Annotated in this window: 17 protein-coding genes; 10 read left to right on the top strand and 7 right to left on the bottom strand. The window is 74.4% G+C overall.

Going from position 1 to position 19,120, the window contains the following annotated elements; translation table 11 throughout:
* Positions 1-23: 23 nt before the first annotated feature.
* Positions 24-581, top strand: a complete 558-nt coding sequence (locus tag NP075_RS04825; RefSeq protein WP_227564174.1) for a hypothetical protein — start codon at positions 24-26, stop codon at positions 579-581.
* 31 nt (positions 582-612) lie between these two features.
* On the opposite strand, the gene NP075_RS04820 is transcribed toward NP075_RS04825, so the two are convergent.
* On the bottom strand, positions 613-2,073 hold the full coding sequence (locus NP075_RS04820) for a phytoene desaturase family protein (protein WP_227564173.1): 1,461 nt from the start codon (positions 2,071-2,073) through the stop codon (positions 613-615).
* A gap of 166 nt (positions 2,074-2,239) precedes the next feature.
* Here NP075_RS04820 and NP075_RS04815 point away from each other — a divergent pair, with 166 nt between their 5' ends.
* The 6 genes from NP075_RS04815 to NP075_RS04790 all read left to right on the top strand — a co-directional run bounded on the left by NP075_RS04815 (position 2,240) and on the right by NP075_RS04790 (position 7,768).
* Positions 2,240-2,725 carry a hypothetical protein gene (locus tag NP075_RS04815; RefSeq protein WP_227564172.1) on the top strand — a complete coding sequence of 162 codons (486 nt, stop codon included), beginning with the start codon at positions 2,240-2,242 and terminating at the stop codon, positions 2,723-2,725.
* Positions 2,722-3,618, top strand: coding sequence for a hypothetical protein (locus NP075_RS04810; protein WP_227564171.1), 897 nt, complete (start codon positions 2,722-2,724; stop codon positions 3,616-3,618). Before NP075_RS04815 ends, NP075_RS04810 begins: the two co-directional genes overlap by 4 nt.
* A 54-nt stretch (positions 3,619-3,672) precedes the next feature.
* A complete protein-coding gene (locus NP075_RS04805; protein WP_227564170.1) occupies positions 3,673-4,719 on the top strand; it encodes a DUF2776 family protein in 1,047 nt (348 codons plus the stop codon).
* 188 nt (positions 4,720-4,907) lie between these two features.
* Complete coding sequence (locus tag NP075_RS04800) at positions 4,908-5,651, top strand: CPBP family glutamic-type intramembrane protease (protein ID WP_227564311.1); 744 nt, start codon at positions 4,908-4,910, stop codon at positions 5,649-5,651.
* A 21-nt stretch (positions 5,652-5,672) separates the two neighbouring features.
* Positions 5,673-6,941, top strand: a complete 1,269-nt coding sequence (locus tag NP075_RS04795) for an FAD-binding protein (RefSeq protein ID WP_227564169.1) — start codon at positions 5,673-5,675, stop codon at positions 6,939-6,941.
* 110 nt (positions 6,942-7,051) lie between these two features.
* Complete coding sequence (locus NP075_RS04790; RefSeq protein WP_227564168.1) at positions 7,052-7,768, top strand: aspartate/glutamate racemase family protein; 717 nt, start codon at positions 7,052-7,054, stop codon at positions 7,766-7,768.
* A gap of 20 nt (positions 7,769-7,788) precedes the next feature.
* Here NP075_RS04790 and NP075_RS04785 read toward each other — a convergent pair whose 3' ends face one another.
* The 5 genes from NP075_RS04785 to NP075_RS04765 form a co-directional block, all read right to left on the bottom strand.
* Entirely contained in the window at positions 7,789-8,688 is a 900-nt protein-coding gene (locus NP075_RS04785) for a transglutaminase-like domain-containing protein (protein WP_227564167.1), read from the bottom strand.
* A 131-nt stretch (positions 8,689-8,819) separates the two neighbouring features.
* Entirely contained in the window at positions 8,820-9,224 is a 405-nt protein-coding gene (locus NP075_RS04780; RefSeq protein ID WP_227564166.1) for an FKBP-type peptidyl-prolyl cis-trans isomerase, read from the bottom strand.
* 86 nt (positions 9,225-9,310) lie between these two features.
* The gene (locus NP075_RS04775) at positions 9,311-10,309 is read right to left on the bottom strand and encodes an acetylxylan esterase (RefSeq protein ID WP_227564165.1); all 999 of its coding nucleotides are present in this window, start codon (positions 10,307-10,309) and stop codon (positions 9,311-9,313) included.
* Between the two features lie 91 nt (positions 10,310-10,400).
* On the bottom strand, positions 10,401-11,807 hold the full coding sequence (locus tag NP075_RS04770; RefSeq protein WP_227564164.1) for a cystathionine beta-synthase: 1,407 nt from the start codon (positions 11,805-11,807) through the stop codon (positions 10,401-10,403).
* 95 nt (positions 11,808-11,902) lie between these two features.
* A complete protein-coding gene (locus tag NP075_RS04765) occupies positions 11,903-12,736 on the bottom strand; it encodes a Bax inhibitor-1/YccA family protein (protein ID WP_227564163.1) in 834 nt (277 codons plus the stop codon).
* A gap of 231 nt (positions 12,737-12,967) precedes the next feature.
* Here NP075_RS04765 and NP075_RS04760 point away from each other — a divergent pair, with 231 nt between their 5' ends.
* Together NP075_RS04760 and NP075_RS04755 are read left to right on the top strand one after the other, a co-directional pair.
* Positions 12,968-13,924: an ABC transporter ATP-binding protein gene (locus NP075_RS04760; protein ID WP_227564162.1), complete on the top strand. Its 957-nt coding sequence runs from the start codon at positions 12,968-12,970 to the stop codon at positions 13,922-13,924.
* Entirely contained in the window at positions 13,921-14,781 is an 861-nt protein-coding gene (locus NP075_RS04755; RefSeq protein ID WP_227564161.1) for an ABC transporter permease, read from the top strand. Before NP075_RS04760 ends, NP075_RS04755 begins: the two co-directional genes overlap by 4 nt.
* 81 nt (positions 14,782-14,862) lie before the next feature.
* Here NP075_RS04755 and NP075_RS04750 read toward each other — a convergent pair whose 3' ends face one another.
* Positions 14,863-18,012, bottom strand: a complete 3,150-nt coding sequence (locus NP075_RS04750) for an efflux RND transporter permease subunit (protein WP_227564160.1) — start codon at positions 18,010-18,012, stop codon at positions 14,863-14,865.
* A 221-nt stretch (positions 18,013-18,233) separates the two neighbouring features.
* Between NP075_RS04750 and NP075_RS04745 the strand changes: the two genes are divergently transcribed.
* Positions 18,234-19,118: a siderophore-interacting protein gene (locus NP075_RS04745; protein ID WP_227564159.1), complete on the top strand. Its 885-nt coding sequence runs from the start codon at positions 18,234-18,236 to the stop codon at positions 19,116-19,118.
* Positions 19,119-19,120: the final 2 nt, after the last annotated feature.

Here is a 19,120-nt window from a genome sequence, read left to right as displayed (position 1 = left end):
TCGCGACGCGGCAGGATGTCGGCGTGGGCAGAGCGAGCCGTGACAAGCGCCGACGGCGTGAGCAGCGGAACGCGGAGCAGCGCCGAGAGGCTCTGACCCGGCGACGCGACCCTGACACGGTCGCGACCGCGGCCCTCACGACCGTCGCCGTCCTCGCGGTCGTGGCCGTCGCGTCCGGGTGGTGGGCGGACGCCCGCGTCGGACCAGAGGGCATCGAGCTGGGCCTGTACCTCATCGGCAAGCGGCACCATGAGCTCCTCACCGCCGTCGTGCCGGACGGCGCACTCACCCTCGTCACGTTCCTGCTGGTGCTCCCTGCGGTGGTGCTCGCCGTCCTCGGGCGCAGGGCGACCGGACGCTCGGGCACCCCGTCCCGGCTGACCGGCGCCGCGGTGGTCGTCGCCGTGGCGGTGGCGCCCGCCGTCGTCGTCACGTGCGTGGCGACGGTTCTCGAGGTACCGGCGAGCGGGTGGGTCTTCGCCGGGCGGCTCTGGCCGGAGGTCGCCGCGATCGTGTCCTTCTTCGTCGTGGCGATCGTGGCGGACGAGATCCAGATCCGGCGGGTTGGGCGCCGCACCTGAAGCGGCGGCGCGACAGCCCGGGACCCGGAACTCAGTCCACGGGCAACGGCCCGACCCGGATGCCGAACTCGCGCCGCAGGGCGCGGGTGGCGGCGTACCAGCCGCCGAGCCCGTGCACCCCGGGCCCGGGCGGGGTCGCCGCCGAGCACAGGTAGACGCCGTCGGCGCCCGACGCGTACGGGTCGAGGGCCGCCGTCGGGCGGGCGAACATCTGGCGCAGGTTCACCGCTCCGGCCGAGATGTCGCCGCCGACGTAGTTCGCGTTGTGGTCGGACATCTGCGCGGCCGGCACGCACCGCGACGCCACGATCACGTCGCGGAACCCCGGGGCGTACCGCTCGACGTGGCGGACGACGGCCTCGGTGACGTCCACGTCCGACCCGGCGGGCACGTGCGCGTAGGTCCACAGGGGACGCAGCCCGCCGTGCGCGCGGGTGGCGTCGACGACCGTCGGGTCGCTGACCAGGCAGACGGGCAGGTCGGCGTGCCGGCCCGCATGCACCTCGGCCTCCGCGTGCGCCATCTCCGCGCGCATCCCCCCGACGTGCACGGTGCCCGCCCGCGCGACGTCGGGGTGCGCCCAGGGCACGGGACCCGACAGCACGAAGTCGACCTTCGCCGCCGCGTCACCGTGGCGGTACCGCTCGAGGGCGGCGCGCCGCCGCGCGGGCAGCTCGTCGCCCAGGACGTCCACCAGGGTGCGCGGGGTGGTGTCGAACAGGACGCAGCGGGCGTCGGGCAGGTCGCGCCGCGAGCGCACCGGGTGGTCGGTGACCACGGTCCCGCCGTGCGCGAGCAGGTCCTCGACCAGCGCGCCGACGATCGCCCCGGACCCCCCGCGCGGGATCGGCCACCCCTGCCCGGCGTGCGCGAGCGACGCCAGCAGCAGCGCGGTCCCCGCCGCGGCCGGGCTCGGCAGCGGGGTGATGGCGTGCGCCGCGACACCCGTCAGCAGCGCGGGCGCCACGTCACCACGGAACCGCACGCCCCACGCCGGCGTGCCCTGCTCCAGCACCCCCAGCCCGAACCGCGCGGCGCCGACGAGGCCACCGGGCACGAGCCCGGCCGGGATGCTCCGCTTGTCCCCGAGCGCCGCACCGACCGCACCGGCGGTGCTCCGTGACAGCGCACCGACCAGCGAGCGCCACGCGGGCCCGTCCCCGCCCAGCCCGTCGACCGTCCGGTCGAGGTCGTGCCACGCCAGGCCGGCACGCCCGTCGGGCAGCGGCTGGGCGTACGACACCTCGGGCACGAGCAGCTCGACGCGCCGCTCCAGGCCGAACGCGCGGAAGAACGGCGAGGCCCATGCCATCGGGTGGACCGCGGAGCACACGTCGTGCACGAGCCCGTCGGCCAGGCCCAGGTCGAGGGTGCGCGCACCGCCGCCGATCGTGGGCCGGGCCTCGAGCACCGTGACCGACAGACCCGCCCGCGCCATCGCGACCGCGGCAGCCAGCCCGTTGGGTCCGGACCCGACGACGACGACGTCCACGCCCCACCTCTTCCCGATCGTCCGGCCGGGCGATTCAACCACCCGCCGGCCGCGAGGGCCCAGGTGGACGTCGATTCCCTCCCCCCGGCGTCCGCCCCGCCCCTAGCCTGGGGACGCGCGGGGGGCCGGCGCACAGCGCGCCGGGACGAGTCCCGAGGAGCGCGCGATGGTGGACGCAGACGTCCGGACGGGTCCCGTGCGGGCCGCCACCGGACGGCCACCGCAGGGTGAGGTGCCTCAGCGACGGCTTGCCCGCGCCGTCACCTGGACCCTGGTCGGGACCCTGCTCGCCGTCGGCGCCGCCGAGTACGAGCTCTGGCCGCTGACGGCGTACCGGCTGTTCAGCAACGTCCGGACGGGCACCGCGTCCTCCCTGGAGCTCGTCGCGGTGTCCGCCGACGGCACCCGCACCCCGCTGCGCCTGGACTCGAGCAACCCGGTCGTCGCGACGACGGTCTGGCAGTACGGGCGCATCCCCGACGCCGACCCGGCCGAGCAGCGGCGCCTGGTCCGGGCGTGGCTGCACGTCGCAGGCATCGACCCGTCCGGCGTCGCGGAGGTCCGCCTGGAACGCGCCCGGACCACGACCGACCCGCAGACGCTGACCCGGAGCGAGACGCCCCGCGAGGTGCTCGCCGAGGTGGTCCCGTGACCGCGCCGCCGGCCGGCCGGCGCGGTGTGCTCGCCCGGGTCGACGCCCGGCTGGTCGCGCCCGGGCCAGCCTTCCGCCTGCTGGAGGTGCACACGCTCCTCGCGCTGGTCATCGGCCTGCGCCTGGCGACCCGCGACTGGACCCTGATCGCGCACCGGCCTGCGGAGCTGACCTTCCGGGGCACCGTGCTCGGCTGGTTCCCGGCCCCGGTGCCGTCGTGGGCCCTGGTCGCGCTGCAGGTCGCCGGGCTCGTGGGCGTGACGCTCGTCGTCGCCCGCCGCCGGCCGCGCGCGGGCTTCGCACTCGCGTGGGCGGCGTACACCGTGCTCGCCGGGCTCTGGGGCAGCTCGGGGAAGGTGCTGCACAACGACGTCCTGACCGTCACTGTCGGGGCGGCCCTGCTGCTCGCCCACGTCCCGGGGCGCACGGTGCCCCGCCGCGACGAGCGCGTCGCGTGGGGGTGGCCGCCGCGCGCGGCCCTGGCCGTCGTCGCGACGGTGTACCTGCTGACCGGTGTGCAGAAGGTGCGCCACAGCGGCCTGGAGTGGGTGCTGAGCGACAACATGGCCTGGGTGCTGCGCCGGGGCACCTCACCGTTCGGGGAGGGTCTGACCCTGCTGGTCGCCGACCAGCCGTGGCTGACGCAGGCGCTCGCGGGCGGCGCGCTGTGCCTCGAGCTGGCCGCCCCCGTGCTGCTGGCGCTGCGGGTCACCCGGATCCCGTTCGCGCTGGCCGTCGCGGCGATGCACGGCAGCATCTGGGTGTTCCTCGGCCTGGACTACTGGGCGTGGGTCCTGACGGTGGCCGCCGTCGCGGTCCCGCTGGGCCTGCCGCGGCACGTCCCGCTCCTCGGGGTGAGGGACGCCCTGCGCACCGTGCCCTCGACGCGCTGAAGCCCGCGCTGTTCCCTACGGTGGGAGCGACGGCTCGGCTATCAGGGGGAAGCCATGAACCGCACCATCAGCGTCCTGTTCCGCGCGATCCCACTCGCCATGGGGGCCGTCTGTCTGGCCTTCGGGCTGGACATCCTGTCCGGGAGCCACGACGCCGGCCACTTCGTCGCAGGTCACGTGAACATCGCCCTGACGGCCATCTGCATCGCGCTGTTCACGACGGCGGCGACGATCATCCGCCAGCTGATCCACCGCTACGGCGAGGTGTGGGAGATCGCGCTGCCCGTCCTCGGGTACCTGGTCGCGATCGGCACGATGATCTGGGGCGCGACGGTGGTCGCCGGAGGCGACGAGCCGAAGCGCGTCGTCGCGGGGCACGTCATGCTCGGCATCGGGTTCATCGCGGCCTGCGTCAGCACGGTGGCGACCGCGTCGACCAAGTTCGTGCTGATCCAGCAGTCCGCCGCGCGCTCACCGGGCAGCGGCCCGCCGGACGGTGCGTACTCGCGGACGGTCGGCGCCGTCCTCGTCGCCGTGCCGGCGGTGCTCGCCGCCGCGGGCCTGGTGCTGTCCGCGACCCTGTACGCGCACGGCGGCACCCCGCAGCTGGTGGCCGCGCACGTGCTCACCGGGCTGTCCCTGATCTGCGCGGCGCTCGTGGCCCTGGTCGCCAGCATCGTGCGGCAGGTGCGCAACGAGTTCGGCGACGCCGAGCGCTACCGGTGGACGTGGTGGGTGGTGGCGATGGGGACGATCAACGTCGTCCTCGGCATCGGTGTCCTGCTGGCGTCGGACGACCCGAACCGCCTCGCACCCGGCATCGTGCTCATCGGCCTGGGGCTGGTGTGCTTCAGCATCCTGTCCAAGGTGCTGCTGCTCGCGCTGGTGTGGCGCCAGGTCTTCGCGCTGGCCAACCGCATCCCGCTGATCCCGGTGGGGACCGCGCTCGCCTGCCTGTTCGCCGCGGCGTTCCTCTTCGAGGGCACCGAGCGGCAGGCGGGCCTCTTCGTGCCCGCCCACGTCATGGTCGGTCTGGGCGCCGTGTGCTTCACGCTCTTCTCGATCGTGTCGATCCTCGAGGCGGGCACCTCGAAGGACTGAGGGGCGGTGCGGTGACACGACGCGCACGCCCGTGGGCTGCGCGGACGCACACGGTGAGGCAGGGTGTGCGGGTGGACGAGACAGCGGGGACCCTGCCGGCAGCGGCCGACGACGCACCCCCGCGGGCCCTGTCGCACCCCGCGTGGCGGTACCTGGCCGCCGCGCTCGTGTGCGGGTCGGCCGTGCTGATGTTCGCGATCCACGTCCGCCCGCTGGCGTACCTGCCGCTCGTCGTCGGGATCGCCCTGGGCTGGGCCGTCGACCGCGTGCTGGGGCGGGACCTGCTGATCATCGGCGCCGGCATGGGCATCGTCAGCACGATCCCGCTCGGCGCGGACCTGTCCGACGCCAGCATGCTGCGGTTCACGCTCGCGCTCGGGCTGGCCGTGGTGATCCCGTACGTCCTGTCCCGGCACGTCCTGGGCGACGACGTCATCCGGTTCCCGTGGCGCACCGGCCGGCGGTGGACGCGCACGCAGTGGGCGTACCTCATCGGCGTGCAGACCGCCGGGTACCTGCTGCTGCCGTTCTACTTCCTGTCGTCCGGCGCGTACCGCAACTGGCCCACGGTGATCGAGGGGCAGGAGATCGCGCGCCTCTTCGTCGGCGTCAACGCCGTCGGCACCTGGGACGAGCTGTTCTTCATCTGCACGGTCTTCGCCCTGCTGCGCCGGCACTTCCCGCTGTGGGCGGCCAACGTGCTGCAGGCCACGGTGTTCGTGTCCTTCCTGTGGGAGCTGGGCTACCGCGAGTGGGGGCCGCTGCTGACGATCCCGTTCGCGCTCATCCAGGGCTTCACGTTCTCCCTCACCAAGTCCCTGACGTACGTGCTGGTCGTGCACCTGCTCTTCGACGCCGTGGTCTTCATGGTGCTCGTGCACGCCCACACCCCCGAGCTGTTCGACATCTTCGTCACCGCCCCCGCGCGCTGACGCCCGCACGAGAGGACCCCCATGACGGACGCCCTGACCACCTGGGCCGGCAGCCACACGTTCCGCGGCGGGCCCGTGGTGCGCCCGACGACCGTCGACGAGGTCGCCCAGGTCGTGGCCGGTGCACGCCACGTGCGCGCGCTGGGGTCGCGGCACTCGTTCCACGACCTGGCCGACTCCCCCGGCACGCTCGTCGTGCTGGACCGGCTCGAGGTGCCGACGGTCGTCGACCCCGACGCGGGCACCGTGACCGTGGGCGCCGGCGTGCGCTACGGCGAGCTCGCCGACGACCTGCACGCGGCAGGCTGGGCGCTGCACACCATGGCGTCGCTGCCGCACATCGCGGTCGCGGGCACGGTCGCCACCGCGACGCACGGCTCGGGCGTCACGGCGCCCAACCTGTCGGCCGCGGTGCGCGGGCTGGAGATCGTCGGGGCCGGCGGCGAGGTCCGCACGCTCGGGCCGGACGACCCCGAGCTCGCCGGGTCGGTCGTCGCGCTGGGCGGCCTGGGCGTCGTGACGCGGGTGACGCTCGCGGTCCAGCCGACGTACGACGTCGCGCAGGAGGTCTGGCTCGACCTGCCGTGGCGCACGGCGCTCGAGCGGTTCGACGACCTCATGGCCTCGGCGTACTCCGTGAGCCTGTTCACCGACTGGACCGGCGACGACGTCGCCCAGGTGTGGCGCAAGCACCGCGTCGACGCGGACGCGTGGACCCTGCCGGGGCCCGGCGACGTCCTGGCGGGCGCACGCCCCGCCCCGGGCCCCGTGCACCCCGTGCCGGGCCCGGACCCCGTGGCCTGCACGCAGCAGGGGGGTGTGCCCGGGCCGTGGCACGAGCGGCTCCCCCACTTCCGGCTCGACTTCACGCCGTCGGCGGGTGCCGAGCTGCAGTCCGAGTGGCTCGTGCCCCGCGAGCACGCGGTCGCGGCGATCGAGGCGCTGCGCGGCATCGGCCACCTGACGTCCCCGCTGCTGCTCATCAGCGAGATCCGGACCATCGCCGGGGACGACCTGTGGCTGTCCACCGCCCACGGGGGCGACCGCGTCGCGCTGCACTTCACGTGGCAGCCGCGGCGGGCCGAGGTCGAGGCGGTGCTGCCCGTGATCGAGGAGGCGCTCGCGCCGTTCGGCGCGCGCCCGCACTGGGGCAAGCTCTTCGCCGACCGGGACCACACGCTGCGCGAGCTCTACCCGCGGTGGGACGACCAGGTCGCGCTGCTGGCCCGCCGCGACACCGAGGGCGTCTTCGCGAACGACTTCCTCACCCGGTACGGGCTGCGGGGCTGACGGCGCGGCGCGCCACGTCCCCGTCCGGCGGCGCCGCCCCGGTCGGACAGAGGGCTGGACGCCCGCGGTGGTCCGGGGGTTCGATGAGGTGCACCCCTCGGGAGGTCCACGTGCGCACCCTCGGCGTCATCGGCGGCATGAGCTGGTACTCGACCGCGGAGTACTACCGGATCGTCAACTCGGTGGTCCAGGAGCGGCTGGGCGGGCACCACAGCGCGCACCTGCTGCTGGAGTCGCTGGACTTCGCGCAGGTGCGCGAGCTGCAGCTCGCCGACGACTGGGACGCCGCCGGTGCGCTGCTCGCGGACGCGGGTCGACGCCTCCAGGCCGCCGGTGCGGACGCCGTGCTCATCGCGACCAACCTCATGCACAAGGTGGCGCCCGCCGTGGAGGCCGCCCTCGACGTGCCGCTGCTGCACATCGCCGACGCGGTGGCCGAGGTCGCCACCGCCGCGGGGCACCGCACCCTGGGCGTCCTGGGGACGCGCTGGGTGATGGCCGAGCCGTTCTACGCCGACCGGCTGGCGCGGCACGGCATCGCGACGCTCGTGCCGGACGCGCCCGCGCAGGAGGAGGTCGACCGGATCATCTTCGACGAGCTCACGCAGGGCAGCGCGCCGGAGGGCTCCCGGGCCCGGCTGCGCGGCGTCGTGGCGGACCTGCGCGCGGCCGGCGCCGACGCGGTGGTCCTGGCGTGCACCGAGCTGGAGCTCGCCCTCCCGCCGGACGACGGCCCCGTGCCGCTCATCGCGTCGGCCCGCGTGCACGCGGAGGCGGCGGCGGCCTACGCCCTGGCCGGGGCGCGCGTGCCCACCGGCGGCCGCTGAGGGCGCAGTGCCGCCGGCGCTCAGTCGTCCCACACGGTCGTCCGCGCCACCAGGTCGGTCCACCCGCGGCGGCCCAGCGGCGAGTCCGTGAGCACGCGCCGGCCGACGTGCAGCCGCGGGTCGTCGGAGTAGCGCCGGGCGAGCTCGTCCTCGGCGTCGACGTCCCCGGCGTCGGCGCGGACCAGCAGGTCGGCGAGCACGTCGGCGAGGGCGTCCACCTCGGCACCCGTCGTGCCGTCGAGCGCGGCGCCCCACAGGTCCCACAGCAGCACCTCGTCACGGCGGCGGTGCGCGACCTCGAGGAGCACGTAGTGCCGGACGAAGTCGCGCCCGGCGAGCTCGGGGACGCCCGCGACGCCGTACCGCGTCAGGTCCAGGCCGTCGCGGCGGTGCGCGGTCCACAGCTCCGCGGCGGTGGGGAACGGGCTGTCCGGCCCCGTGGGCATGTCGAACGGGTCGAACGGCTCCCCGGCCGGGGGTGCCGCCCCGAACGCGGCGTCGAGCTCCGGGTCGCTGCGCACCCACCGCTCGCCGTCCCAGCGCTCGACGACGACGTGGTCCACGCCGTCGCCCGGGAAGAAGTACCGCGCGAAGCCGATGCGGGAGCGTGCCGGGATGCCGTGCGCGCGCAGGACGCCGACGGCCAGCAAGGTGTGGTCGCGGCAGCAGCCCGCGATGCGGTCGGCGTGCGGGCGGCCGGGCAGCGGGGCGGACGAGACCTCGAGGCCCGCTCCAGGATGCGGTCCAGCCAGCGCAGGTCGATCGTCGGGACGCGTGCGGGGTCGAGCGTCGCCGCATCGGCGCGGTAGTGCCCGATCAGGCCCGTCGCGGCCGCGTGGACGTCGGACGGGGCGGGACCGATGGCCCGCAGCACGTCGGCGTGCGGGCCGGGGTCGGAGTACGGCGAGTGGGCCGCCCACTCCCGGGGGTCACGGCTGCGTGCCACGCTCACGGGTCCTGCCTCCCGGGCGCCGCGCCGTGCGGTCGTCGCGACCGCACCACCGGCGCCCGCGAGGGTCGACCGGTGGTGCGGCGCGGACTCATCGTGTCGTCAGCTGACGCCGACGATGTCCACGACGAACACGAGCGTGTCCCCGCCCTTGATGCCGGCCTGCGGCACGCCGCGGTCGCCGTAGCCCAGGTGCGACGGGATCGACAGCAGCACCCGGGAGCCGACCTGCTGGCCGACGAGGCCCTCGTCCCAGCCGGCGATGACGGCGCCGACGCCGATGGGGAAGCTGATCGACGAGCCGCGGTCGAACGAGTTGTCGAAGACGCCCCCCTGCCACGACTGGCCCAGGTAGTGCACCTCGATGTCCTGGCCCGCCTCGACGATCGCGCCGTCGCCGCGGCTGAGCACCACGACCTCGAGCTCGTCGGACGGCGCACCCTCGGGGAACGTCAGGGTGGGCTTGGTGCCGGGAGCACCCGAGACCTCGGGCAGCGCTGCGGCCATGTGACTTCTCCTTCGCCTGGATGACAGTGCCCGACCATCCTGCCCTGCCGACCACGTGGCTGCCGCCCCGGGGCGGCGCGCGGTGCTCAGCGTGCGAGGACCCCCGCGAGCCACCGCAGCTGCGCGTCGACCTGGAAGCCGCCGCCGCCCTCGTGCTCGTTGAACTCGTAGACCTCGATCGAGCGGTCCGGTCGGGTGCCGGCCAGCTTGCCGTAGTGGTTGTAGGCGGCGTACACCGTCGACGGCGGGCAGATCGGGTCGCGCAGCGCCACCGAGAACAGCGTGGGCGCCGTCGCGCGGCGCCCGAGGTGGACGCCGTCGAGGTAGGACAGCGTGCGCAGGGCTGCGGCCTTGTGGTCCCGGTGCACCGCCAGGTAGGTGACGATCTCGTGGTACGGGTTCGCGTCCGTGAGGGCGATCGCCCGGGGGACGTGGCACAGGAACGGCACGTCGGGCATGACGGCGACGAGGTCGTCGACCAGCCCGGCGACCGCGAGCGTCATGCCGCCGCCCTGGCTGCCGCCGGTGACGGTCACGCGCGCGGGGTCCACGCCGGGCAGCGCGCGCACCGCCTCCACCGCGCGGACGCCGTCGGTGAACAGCCGCCGGTAGTAGTGGTCGGCCGGGTCGAGGATGCCGCTGGTCATGACGCCCGGCACGTGCGGTCCGGAGCCGACGGGGTCCGGGGTGTCACCGCCGCTGCCCCAGCGCGAGCCCTGCCCGCGGGTGTCCATGAGCAGGTGCACGTAGCCCGCGGCGGCCCAGGCGAGCCGCTCGTGCGGGCGTCCGCGCCCCCCGCCGTAGCCGAGGAACTCCACGACGGCGGGCAGCGACGACCCGTCCGTGGCGGACCCCGCCGGGCGCGTCACCCAGGCCTTGACGGGGTGCCCCCCGAAGCCGGCGAACGTCACGTCCTCGACGTCGACCAGCGTGAGCCCGGCGTCGTGCGGCGTGCGGCGCACGTCGAGGTCGAACCGCCGCGTCTCGGCGAGCGTCCCCGCCCAGAACTCGTCGAGGTCGGCCGGCTCCTCGAGGTCCGGCAGGTAGCGCTCGAGCTCGGGCAGGGGAAGGTCGAACAGCGCCATCGCAGGTGGTCCTTCGCAGGTGCGGCCGTCGGGTCGCGCAGATGCTAACGCGCGCGCAAACGCTTGCCGGGCACCCGCGGCGCACCGTGCGTCAGCGCGTCAGGAACCCCAGCAGGTCGTGCCGCGTCAGGACGCCCACGGGCCGCCCGTCGTCGACGACCATCAGCGCGTCCGCCTTCTCGAGCGCCGCACGTGCGGCGTCGACGGGCTCCCCGGCGCCGATGAGCGGCAGGGGCACGGCCATGTGGGCGTCCACACGGTCGGCCAGCGACGCGGCCCCGGAGAACACCGCGTCGAGCAGCTCGCGCTCGCTCACGGCACCGGCGACCTCGCCGATCATCACGGGCGGCTCGGCACCCACCACGGGCATCTGCGAGACGCCGTACTCCCGCAGGATCTCGATCGCGTCCCGCACGGTCTCGTTGGGGTGCGTGTGGACCAGCGCGGGCAGGTCGCCGTCCTTCGTGCGCAGCACGTCGGCGACCGTCGCGCCCTCGCCGCCGGCGAGGAACCCGTACGAGCGCATCCACGAGTCGTTGAAGATCTTCGACAGGTACCCGCGCCCGCCGTCGGGGAGGATCACGACGTACACCGCCCGGGCCGCCGCGTCCGGGTCGGCCTCCTGCAGGGCGCGCGCGTGGCGCAGGGTCGCCTCGACGGCCATGCCGCACGAGCCGCCGACGAGCAGACCCTCCTCGCGCGCCAGGCGCCGCGTCATCGCGAACGAGTCGGCGTCGGAGACCGCGATGATCTCGTCCGGGACGGTCGGGTCGTAGGCCGTCGGCCAGAAGTCCTCCCCCACGCCCTCGACGAGGTACGGGCGCCCGTCGCCCCCGGAGTAGACCGAGCCCGCCGGGTCGGCGCCGACGACGACCACGCGGCCCCCGTCCGCGGCCGGGCGGTCCGCCGACGCGTCGTGCAGGTAGCGACCGGTGCCGGTGATCGTGCCGCCGGTGCCGACGCCGGTGACGAGGTGCGTGATGCGACCCTCGGTGTCCGCCCAGATCTCCGGGCCGGTGCTCGCGTAGTGGCTCGCGGGGCCGTTCTGGTTGGCGTACTGGTTGGGCTTCCAGGCGCCGGGCGTCTCGCGCGTGATGCGGTCGGACACCGAGTAGTAGGAGGCCGGGTGGTCCGGCGGCACGGCCGTGGGCGTCACGACGACCTCCGCGCCGTACGCGCGCAGCACGTCGCGCTTGTCCTGGCTGACCTTGTCGGGGCACACGAAGACGCAGCGGTACCCCTTGCGCTGCGCGACGAGCGCGAGACCGACCCCGGTGTTGCCGGACGTCGGCTCGACGATCGTGCCTCCCGGCTGGAGCTCGCCCGAGGCCTCCGCCGCCTCGATCATCCGCAGCGCGATGCGGTCCTTCACGGACCCGCCCGGGTTGAGGTACTCGACCTTCGCGAGGATCGTCGCGGTGAGGCCGGCGGTCACGGACGTGAGCCGGACGAGCGGGGTGCCGCCGACGAGCTCGGAGATGTGCTGGGCGTACTTCACGCCGTGCATCCTCTCATCAGGTGCGTCGTCGTCCCGGGACGACGGCGCCCCGCCGGCCGTGGGGCCGACGGGGCGTCGCGGACGTGCGGTGCGGACTAGCTGTCGCCGCGCAGGATCGCCAGGAGGCGCAGCAGCTCGAGGTAGAGCCAGATGAGCGTGACGATCAGGCCGAACGCAGCCGACCACGCGAACTTCGCGGGCGCGCCCTGCTCGACGCCGCGCTTGATGGAGTCGAAGTCCATGATCAGGCTCGCGGCGGCCAGGCCGACGGCCACGAGGCCCACGATGATGCCGAGGAAGCCCGAGCGCAGCGGGCCGTAGGTGCCACCGCCGACGCCGAACACCATGAGCACGACGTTGAGCAGCGAGTACACGAGGTACCCGACCATGCCGATGAGCACGGCCCGCTGGAACTTCGGGGTGACGCGCACCTTGCCGGAGCGGAACAGCACGAGCGCGACCGCGAACACCGACAGCGTCGCGAGCACGGCCTGCCCGACGATGCCGTTGTAGAACGACTCGTAGAACGCGCTGATCCCGCCGAGGAACACGCCCTGGGCGACGGTGTACAGCGTGATGAGGACCGGGCTCGGGTTCTTCTTGAACGCGTTGACCAGGCCGAGGACCAGGCCGACGACCGCTCCGATGATCCACAGGCCGGGAGCCAGCGTCCACGTCGCCGCGGCGACGACGGTGAGCAGCGCGAGCAGCCCACCGGTCTTGACGATGACGTCGTCGTACGTCAGCCGGCCCGTGTCGCGCGGCGTCGCCGGCGGGGCGTCGTACAGCTGCTCCAGGGTGGCGGCGTCTGCAGCCTGCGCACCGGGCGTCCCCCACGCGGGACCCTGCGCGACGGCCTGGCCGCCGCCGCGGCGCTGCTGGCGCGGGTCACCGAACACGGGGCTGTTGTTGAAGACGGGGTTGCTCATGCGGATCTCCTGGTCGTAACCGGCCGGGGAAGAGAAGTGCCGACGTCAGGCACAACGTAACGGGTTCCCCGGACGTTCCCCAGCGCGCACACCCCGGGACGCGCGGGCCGCGGCCTCGTCCTCGCGGATGAGACCCCGCCCGCCGGATCGGTCGCGGGAAGGTGCCCCCGGGGGCCCCCGCGGGCCTAGCGTGACGTCCGTGACCACAACGACGCGCGACCAGGGGGCCTGATGATCGAGGCGCACGGACTGACCAAGAGGTACGGCAGCAAGACCGCCGTCGACGGGATCGACTTCACGGTGCACCCGGGGCGGGTCACCGGCTTCCTCGGCCCCAACGGCGCGGGCAAGTCCACGACCATGCGCATGATCGTCGGGCTCGACCACCCGACGTCGGGCACGGTGACCGTGCAGGGCCGCCCGTACGCGCAGCTGCGGTCCCCGCTGACCGAGGTGGGCGCGCTGCTCGAGGCGAAGGCCGTGCACCCGGGCCGCACGGCGCGTCAGCACCTGCGGGCGCTCGGCGCGACGCACGGCATCGGCGACAAGCGCGTCGACACGGTGATCGAGCTCGCCGGGCTCGGCGCCGTCGCCTCCAAGCGCGTCAAGGGGTTCTCCCTCGGCATGGGGCAGCGGCTCGGCATCGCGGCGGCCCTCCTGGGCGACCCCCACACCCTGATCCTCGACGAGCCGGTCAACGGGCTCGACCCCGAGGGCGTCGCATGGGTCCGCGGCCTCGCCAAGCACCTGGCGTCGGAGGGCCGCACGGTCTTCCTGTCCTCCCACCTCATGAGCGAGGTCGCCGTGACCGCCGACGACCTGCTCGTCATCGGCCGCGGGCGGATCGTCGCCCAGGGCCGGGTGGACGACGTCGTCGCCCGCGCCACGACCACCACGGTCCGGGTGCGCAGCCCGCACGCCACCGAGCTCGCGGCCGCGCTGTCCGGCCCGCTGGCCACGGTCGACGCGATCGAGCCGGGGCTGCTCGAGGTCCACGGGCCGTCCGCAGCCGAGATCGGGGAGATCGCCGCGGCCTCCCGGTTCGTGCTCCACGAGCTGACGCCCGTCGCCGGCTCGCTCGAGCAGGCCTACATGAGCCTGACGGCGGACGCGGTCGAGTACCGCTCCGGTGGCGACGACGTGTTCCTCCCCACCGCCCCCACGACCCAGCCGGAGGCGCAGCGATGAGCACCGACACCACCCCCCGCACCGCGCACGCCCAGCACCGGACCGCGAGCACCGCACGCCTGACGCCGTGGCACGTGCTGCGCTCCGAGTGGATCAAGATCTGGACCCTGCGCTCGACGCTGTGGACCATCGGCCTGACGGTCGCCGTCCTCGTGCTGCTGGCCTGGGCGATGGCCGCCTCGGCGGGGATCGCGCCGGGGCAGTTCGAGGGCGGTGCGGGCAGCGCGTCGATGATCTACCTGCTCCTGGCGCCGGGCCAGATCTTCGGGTCGCTCGTGCTCGTCGTCCTGGCGGCACTGAGCATCACCGGGGAGTACGGCACCGGCCAGGTGCGCTCGACGTTCGCGGCCGTGCCGACGCGTCTGCCCGTGCTGTGGGCCAAGGGCGTGGTCGTGGCGCTCCTGACGTTCGCGACGGCGGCCGTCGGCACGGCGCTGTCGCTGCTGCTGGCCGGCGCGATCGAGCCGACCATGCAGCCCGACTGGTCGGACCCGGAGATGCTCCGCATCGTGGTGGGGACGCCGCTGTACATCGCGACCGTCGCCCTGCTCGGGTTCGCCCTGGGTGCGCTGATGCGCAACACGGCCGCGACCATCGCCACCGTCATCGGCTTCGTCCTGGTGGTCGAGAGCGTGCTCAACCTCATCTCGTGGAAGCCGCTGGAGTACGTGCGGCCCTTCCTCCCCTCGTCGGCCGGTGCCCGTGTGGCCACGCCCGAGGAGTTCCTGGACATGACGAACCAGATGGCGACGCAGGCCGTCGACCTGTCCCCCTGGGGCGGGTACGCGGTGCTGGTCGGCTGGGTCGTCGTGATCCTCGGCGCCGGCGCCCTGCGCCTGCGCACGCGCGACGTCTGAGACGTCGTCACGACCGACGCGGCCCACCGCCGTCCTGGAGGGGGACGGTGGTGGGCCGCGTTTCGTCGTTCGGCGGTGGGGTCAGGTCGCGGGGGCGACCTCCGACGCCGCGACACCGGACCGTGCCGAGCGCCGCCCCGCGCGGCGCAGCCGGGCCCGCTCGACCAGGGTGTACAGGACGGGCACCAGCACCAGCGTGAGCAGCGTGGACGTGAACAGCCCGCCGATCACCACGATCGCCAGCGGCTGCGAGATGAACACGCCACCGCCGGTCAGGCCGAAGGCCATGGGCACCAGCGCGAAGATCGTCGCGGCCGCCGTCATGAGGATCGGCCGCAGCCGCTTGCGCGACCCCTCCGTCACGGCGTCGTCGAGGTCCCGCCCGCGGTCGCGGTACTGGTTGACCAGGTCCACCAGCACGATCGCGTTGGTCACGACGACGCCGATGAGCATGAGCACACCGATCAGGGCGGGCACCCCCAGCGGGGTGCCGGTCAGCAGCAGGCCCAGCAGCGCACCGGTCGCCGCGAACGGTACGGAGACCATGAGGATCAGCGGCTGCAGCAGCGAGCGGAACGTCGCCACCATCACTACGTAGACGATCACGAGCGCGATGAGCAGCGCGAGGCCCAGGTCCGCGAACGCGTCCTCCTGGTCCGCCGCGACGCCGCCGATCTCGACGCTCGCACCGGCGGGCACGTCCACGTCCTCGAGCGCCGTGCGCATCCGCTCGGTGAGGCCACCCAGGTCCTGGTCGGCCGGCGTCGCCGAGATCGTCGCCGCACGCTTGCCGTCGATGCGGGTCGTCGAGACGGGCACCTCCACCTGCTCGACGCTCGCCACGGACGTCAGCGGGACCAGGCCCGTCGCCGTCGGCAGCACGAGCTGCTCGACCTCCGCCACGCTCGCCGGCGCGGGCACCGTGACAACGGTGACGTCGACCGGGCCCGCACCGAGGTCCACCGTGCCCACGGGCTGCGGGCTCATCAGCCCGGCGACCGTGCCGACGACCGCCGTCTCGGTCAGACCGGCGGCGGCGGCCGCCTCGCGGTCGACCGTGACGCGCACGGTCGGCTGGTCGGCGGCGAGGTCGTTCGTGACGTCCGTGGTCCCCTCGACGCCGGCGACGACGTCACGCACCTGGGCCGCGAGCTGCTCCAGCTCGTCGGGGTCGTCTGCCTGCACCACGACGTCCACGGTGGACGACCCGAACGCCGCGTCCGCACCGGCCACGACGACGTCGCCGTGCCCGTCGCTGCCCGACAGGTCGGCGACGGCCGCACGCACGTCATCGGCGACCGCGGTGTTGTCGGAGTCGTCCGTGAGGGTCAGCGCGAACGACGCACGCGGGGCGCCACCGCCGCCGAACACCGCCTCGATGCCGCCGGCGGAGCCGACGGTGGTCTGCACCGTCTCGACGCCCTCGACCCCGAGCAGGACCTCCTCGATCTCCTGTGCCGCAGCGTCCTGCGCCTCGAGCGAGGTCGCGGGCGGGAACGTCTCGGTGACCGTGAGGGTGTTCTGGCCCGCGTCGCCCAGGAAGTTGGTCTCGAGGCGCGTGGCCAGGCCGATCGTCCCCGCGAAGACGACGACGGCGGCGAGCAGCGTGACGACGGGGTGCGCGACGGCACCGCGCAGGGTGGCCAGGTACGACCGCTGCATCCAGGACCGGCGCTCCTTGGCCTCGGCGGTGGCGCGCCGGGCCTCCGCGTCGTCCCCGGCGGCCGACGCGTCGGCCTTGACGAACCAGTACGCGAGGACCGGCACGATCGTCAGCGAGACGAGCAGGGACGCGACCAGTGCGATCGCGGTGGTGAAGGCGAACGGCCGGAACAGCTCGCCGACCATGCCGCCGACCAGCCCGATCGGCACGAACACGGCCGCGGTGGCGATGGTCGAGGCCGTGATCGCGCCGGCGACCTCGCGCACGGCCGTCGTGATCGCGTCGCGCTTGCCCTCGCCGTAGGACAGGTGCCGCTTGATGTTCTCGATGACGACGATCGAGTCGTCGACCACGCGCCCGATCGCGATGGTCATCGCGCCGAGCGTGAGGATGTTGAGCGAGTACCCGGCGACCTGCAGGCCGATGAACGTCACCAGCAGCGACAGCGGGATCGAGATGGCCGAGACCAGCGTCGAGCGCAGCGAGCGCAGGAACAGCAGGATCACGACGACGGCGAACACCAGGCCCAGGCCGCCCTCGGTGGCCAGGCCTTCGATGGACTCCTCGATGAACGGCGCCTGGTCGAAGACCACGGCGATGTCGACGTCCTCGCCGAGCTGCTCACGGAGCTCGGCGACCGCGTCCTGGGCGCCGTGGGAGACGTCGACCGTGTTGCCGGCCGGCGTCTTGGTCAGGGAGACGGCCAGGGCGGGCTGCCCGTCGAGACGCGAGAGGCTCGACGCGGGCACCGGCGCGAGGACGATCTCAGCCACGTCGCCGAGCGTCACGGCCTCGCCGGTGGCCGAGCCCAGCAGCGGCAGCGCGCGCAGGTCGTCCACCGAGGTGATGGGTGAGCCCGCCTGGACGGAGAGCGTGAGGTCGCCGTCGTCCACCGTGCCGGTGGGCAGCACCACGCCGTTGTCCTGCAGGATCGTCTGCACCGCGGCGGGGGACAGCCCTGCGGCGGTGAGCGCGGGCAGGTCGAGCGTGATGGTGACCGCCTGCTCGGCGACGCCGGTGACGGCGACCTCCCGCACGCCGCCGACCTGCTCGAGGCGCGGCACCACCGTGTCCTCGACGACGCGGGCCAGCGCGGCCTGCGGGTCCTCACCCTCACGGACGTCCTCCGGCGTCCCCGCCACCGCGAGCTGCACCACGGGCAGGTCGTCGATGGAGCCGGTGACCACCATCGGGTCGACGCCCTCGGGCAGCGCCGAGCGGATGCGGTCGACCGCCTGCTGGATGTCCTGGGCCCGCGCGTCGACGTCGACGCCGTAGGTCAGCTCGACGGTCGTCGTCGAGACCGACGTGGCGGACGTGGACGTCACGGACTCGACGTCCGCGACGGCCGAGACCGCCTGCTCGATCGGCTCGGTGAGCTGCTGCTCGACCAGCTCGGGCGACGAGCCGGGATCCACCGCGACGACGACCGCCGTGGGGATCTGCAGCGACGGGATGAGCTCCTGCTTGAGGGAGCCGAGGCTGAACAGGCCGAAGACCGCGATCGCGACCGTCACGAGCGCGACGACGGAGCGGTTGGCCAGCGAGAGCCGGGCGAGGCGGGACACGGTTCCTCCGGGTGGCCGGTGCGGGCCGGCGGTGCTGCAGGACGGGACCGCGGCGTACGCCGAGCGTACGGCCGCGTGAGGTGGCGGGCACCCGACACCCCAACGGTTGCCCGAGGCAGAGGGTTCCGCGCCGGAGGTGGGACGCGTCACAGGGCACCGCTCCCCCTGCGCCGGGCCCGGCGGCACGGGGTCGCACCCGGCCCCGAGGTTAGGCTCGCCTCATGAGCGACTCCCGCCCGGCCCTCCTGCCTCTCGCGCCGCCCCGGCGCCCGGCGCCCGTCGTCGCGGAGGTCGTCCGGACCGAGCGCCTCACGCCGCACCTCGCGCGCGTCGTCCTGGGCGGCCCCGGCCTGCACGTGCTCACCGACCCCACGTGCGCCGACTCGTACGTCAAGCTCGGCTTCCTGCCCACCGGCGCGCTGGACGGCTGCCCCCTGACCGACGACGGACGTGTCGACGCCCCGGCACTGCGCGCCTCCCTGCCCGAGGGCGTCCAGGTCCGCCAGCGCGCGTACACGATCCGCGCGTGGGACGCCGTCGCCCGCGAGATGACGCTCGACTTCGTCGTCCACGGCGACGAGGGCGTCGCCGGGCCCTGGTCGGTCTCGACGACACCGGGCGACCGCGTGCTCGTCCACGGGCCCGGCGGCGCGTGGGACCCGCGGACCGACGTCGACGTGCACCTGCTGGTCGGGGACGCCAGCGCGCTGCCCGCGGTGGCCGTGGGGCTGGAGCGCCTGCCGCGCACGGCCGTCGGCGCCGCGTTCGTCGAGGTGCACGGGCCGCAGGACGAGATCGCGCTCGACGCCCCCGCGGGCGTCGAGGTGACCTGGCTGCACCACGGCGACGCCCCCGCCGGGTCGACGCTGCCCGAGGCCGTCCGCGCCTGGCCGACGCCCGCGGGACGGATCGGCGCGTTCGTCCACGGCGAGGCCGGCGCGGTCAAGGAGCTGCGGGCGCACCTGCGCACCCACGGCGTCGCGCGCGGCGACCTGTCGATCTCCGGCTACTGGCGCCTGGGAGCCGACGACGAGAGCTGGCGCGCGAGCAAGAAGGCGTGGAACGCGCAGATCGAGGCGTCGGAGGCGGCCGCAGGCCTGGACTGACA

This window comes from Cellulomonas wangsupingiae, from assembly GCF_024508275.1.
Taxonomy (GTDB): domain Bacteria; phylum Actinomycetota; class Actinomycetes; order Actinomycetales; family Cellulomonadaceae; genus Cellulomonas; species Cellulomonas wangsupingiae.
Note: the sequence above shows the minus strand (reverse complement) of the source record. Positions and strands in the feature narration are given on the sequence as shown.

Bases quoted from the DNA above. Each gene is read 5' to 3' on its own strand.
- NP075_RS04815 (WP_227564172.1), top strand. From the start codon at position 2,240: ATGGTGGACGCAGACGTCCGGACGGGTCCCGTGCGGGCCGCCACCGGA.
- NP075_RS04805 (WP_227564170.1), top strand. From the start codon at position 3,673: ATGAACCGCACCATCAGCGTCCTGTTCCGCGCGATCCCACTCGCCATG.
- NP075_RS04800 (WP_227564311.1), top strand. From the start codon at position 4,908: ATGTTCGCGATCCACGTCCGCCCGCTGGCGTACCTGCCGCTCGTCGTC.
- NP075_RS04795 (WP_227564169.1), top strand. From the start codon at position 5,673: ATGACGGACGCCCTGACCACCTGGGCCGGCAGCCACACGTTCCGCGGC.
- NP075_RS04780 (WP_227564166.1), bottom strand. From the start codon at position 9,224: ATGGCCGCAGCGCTGCCCGAGGTCTCGGGTGCTCCCGGCACCAAGCCC.
- NP075_RS04775 (WP_227564165.1), bottom strand. From the start codon at position 10,309: ATGGCGCTGTTCGACCTTCCCCTGCCCGAGCTCGAGCGCTACCTGCCG.
- NP075_RS04765 (WP_227564163.1), bottom strand. From the start codon at position 12,736: ATGAGCAACCCCGTCTTCAACAACAGCCCCGTGTTCGGTGACCCGCGC.
- NP075_RS04760 (WP_227564162.1), top strand. From the start codon at position 12,968: ATGATCGAGGCGCACGGACTGACCAAGAGGTACGGCAGCAAGACCGCC.
- NP075_RS04755 (WP_227564161.1), top strand. From the start codon at position 13,921: ATGAGCACCGACACCACCCCCCGCACCGCGCACGCCCAGCACCGGACC.
- NP075_RS04745 (WP_227564159.1), top strand. From the start codon at position 18,234: ATGAGCGACTCCCGCCCGGCCCTCCTGCCTCTCGCGCCGCCCCGGCGC.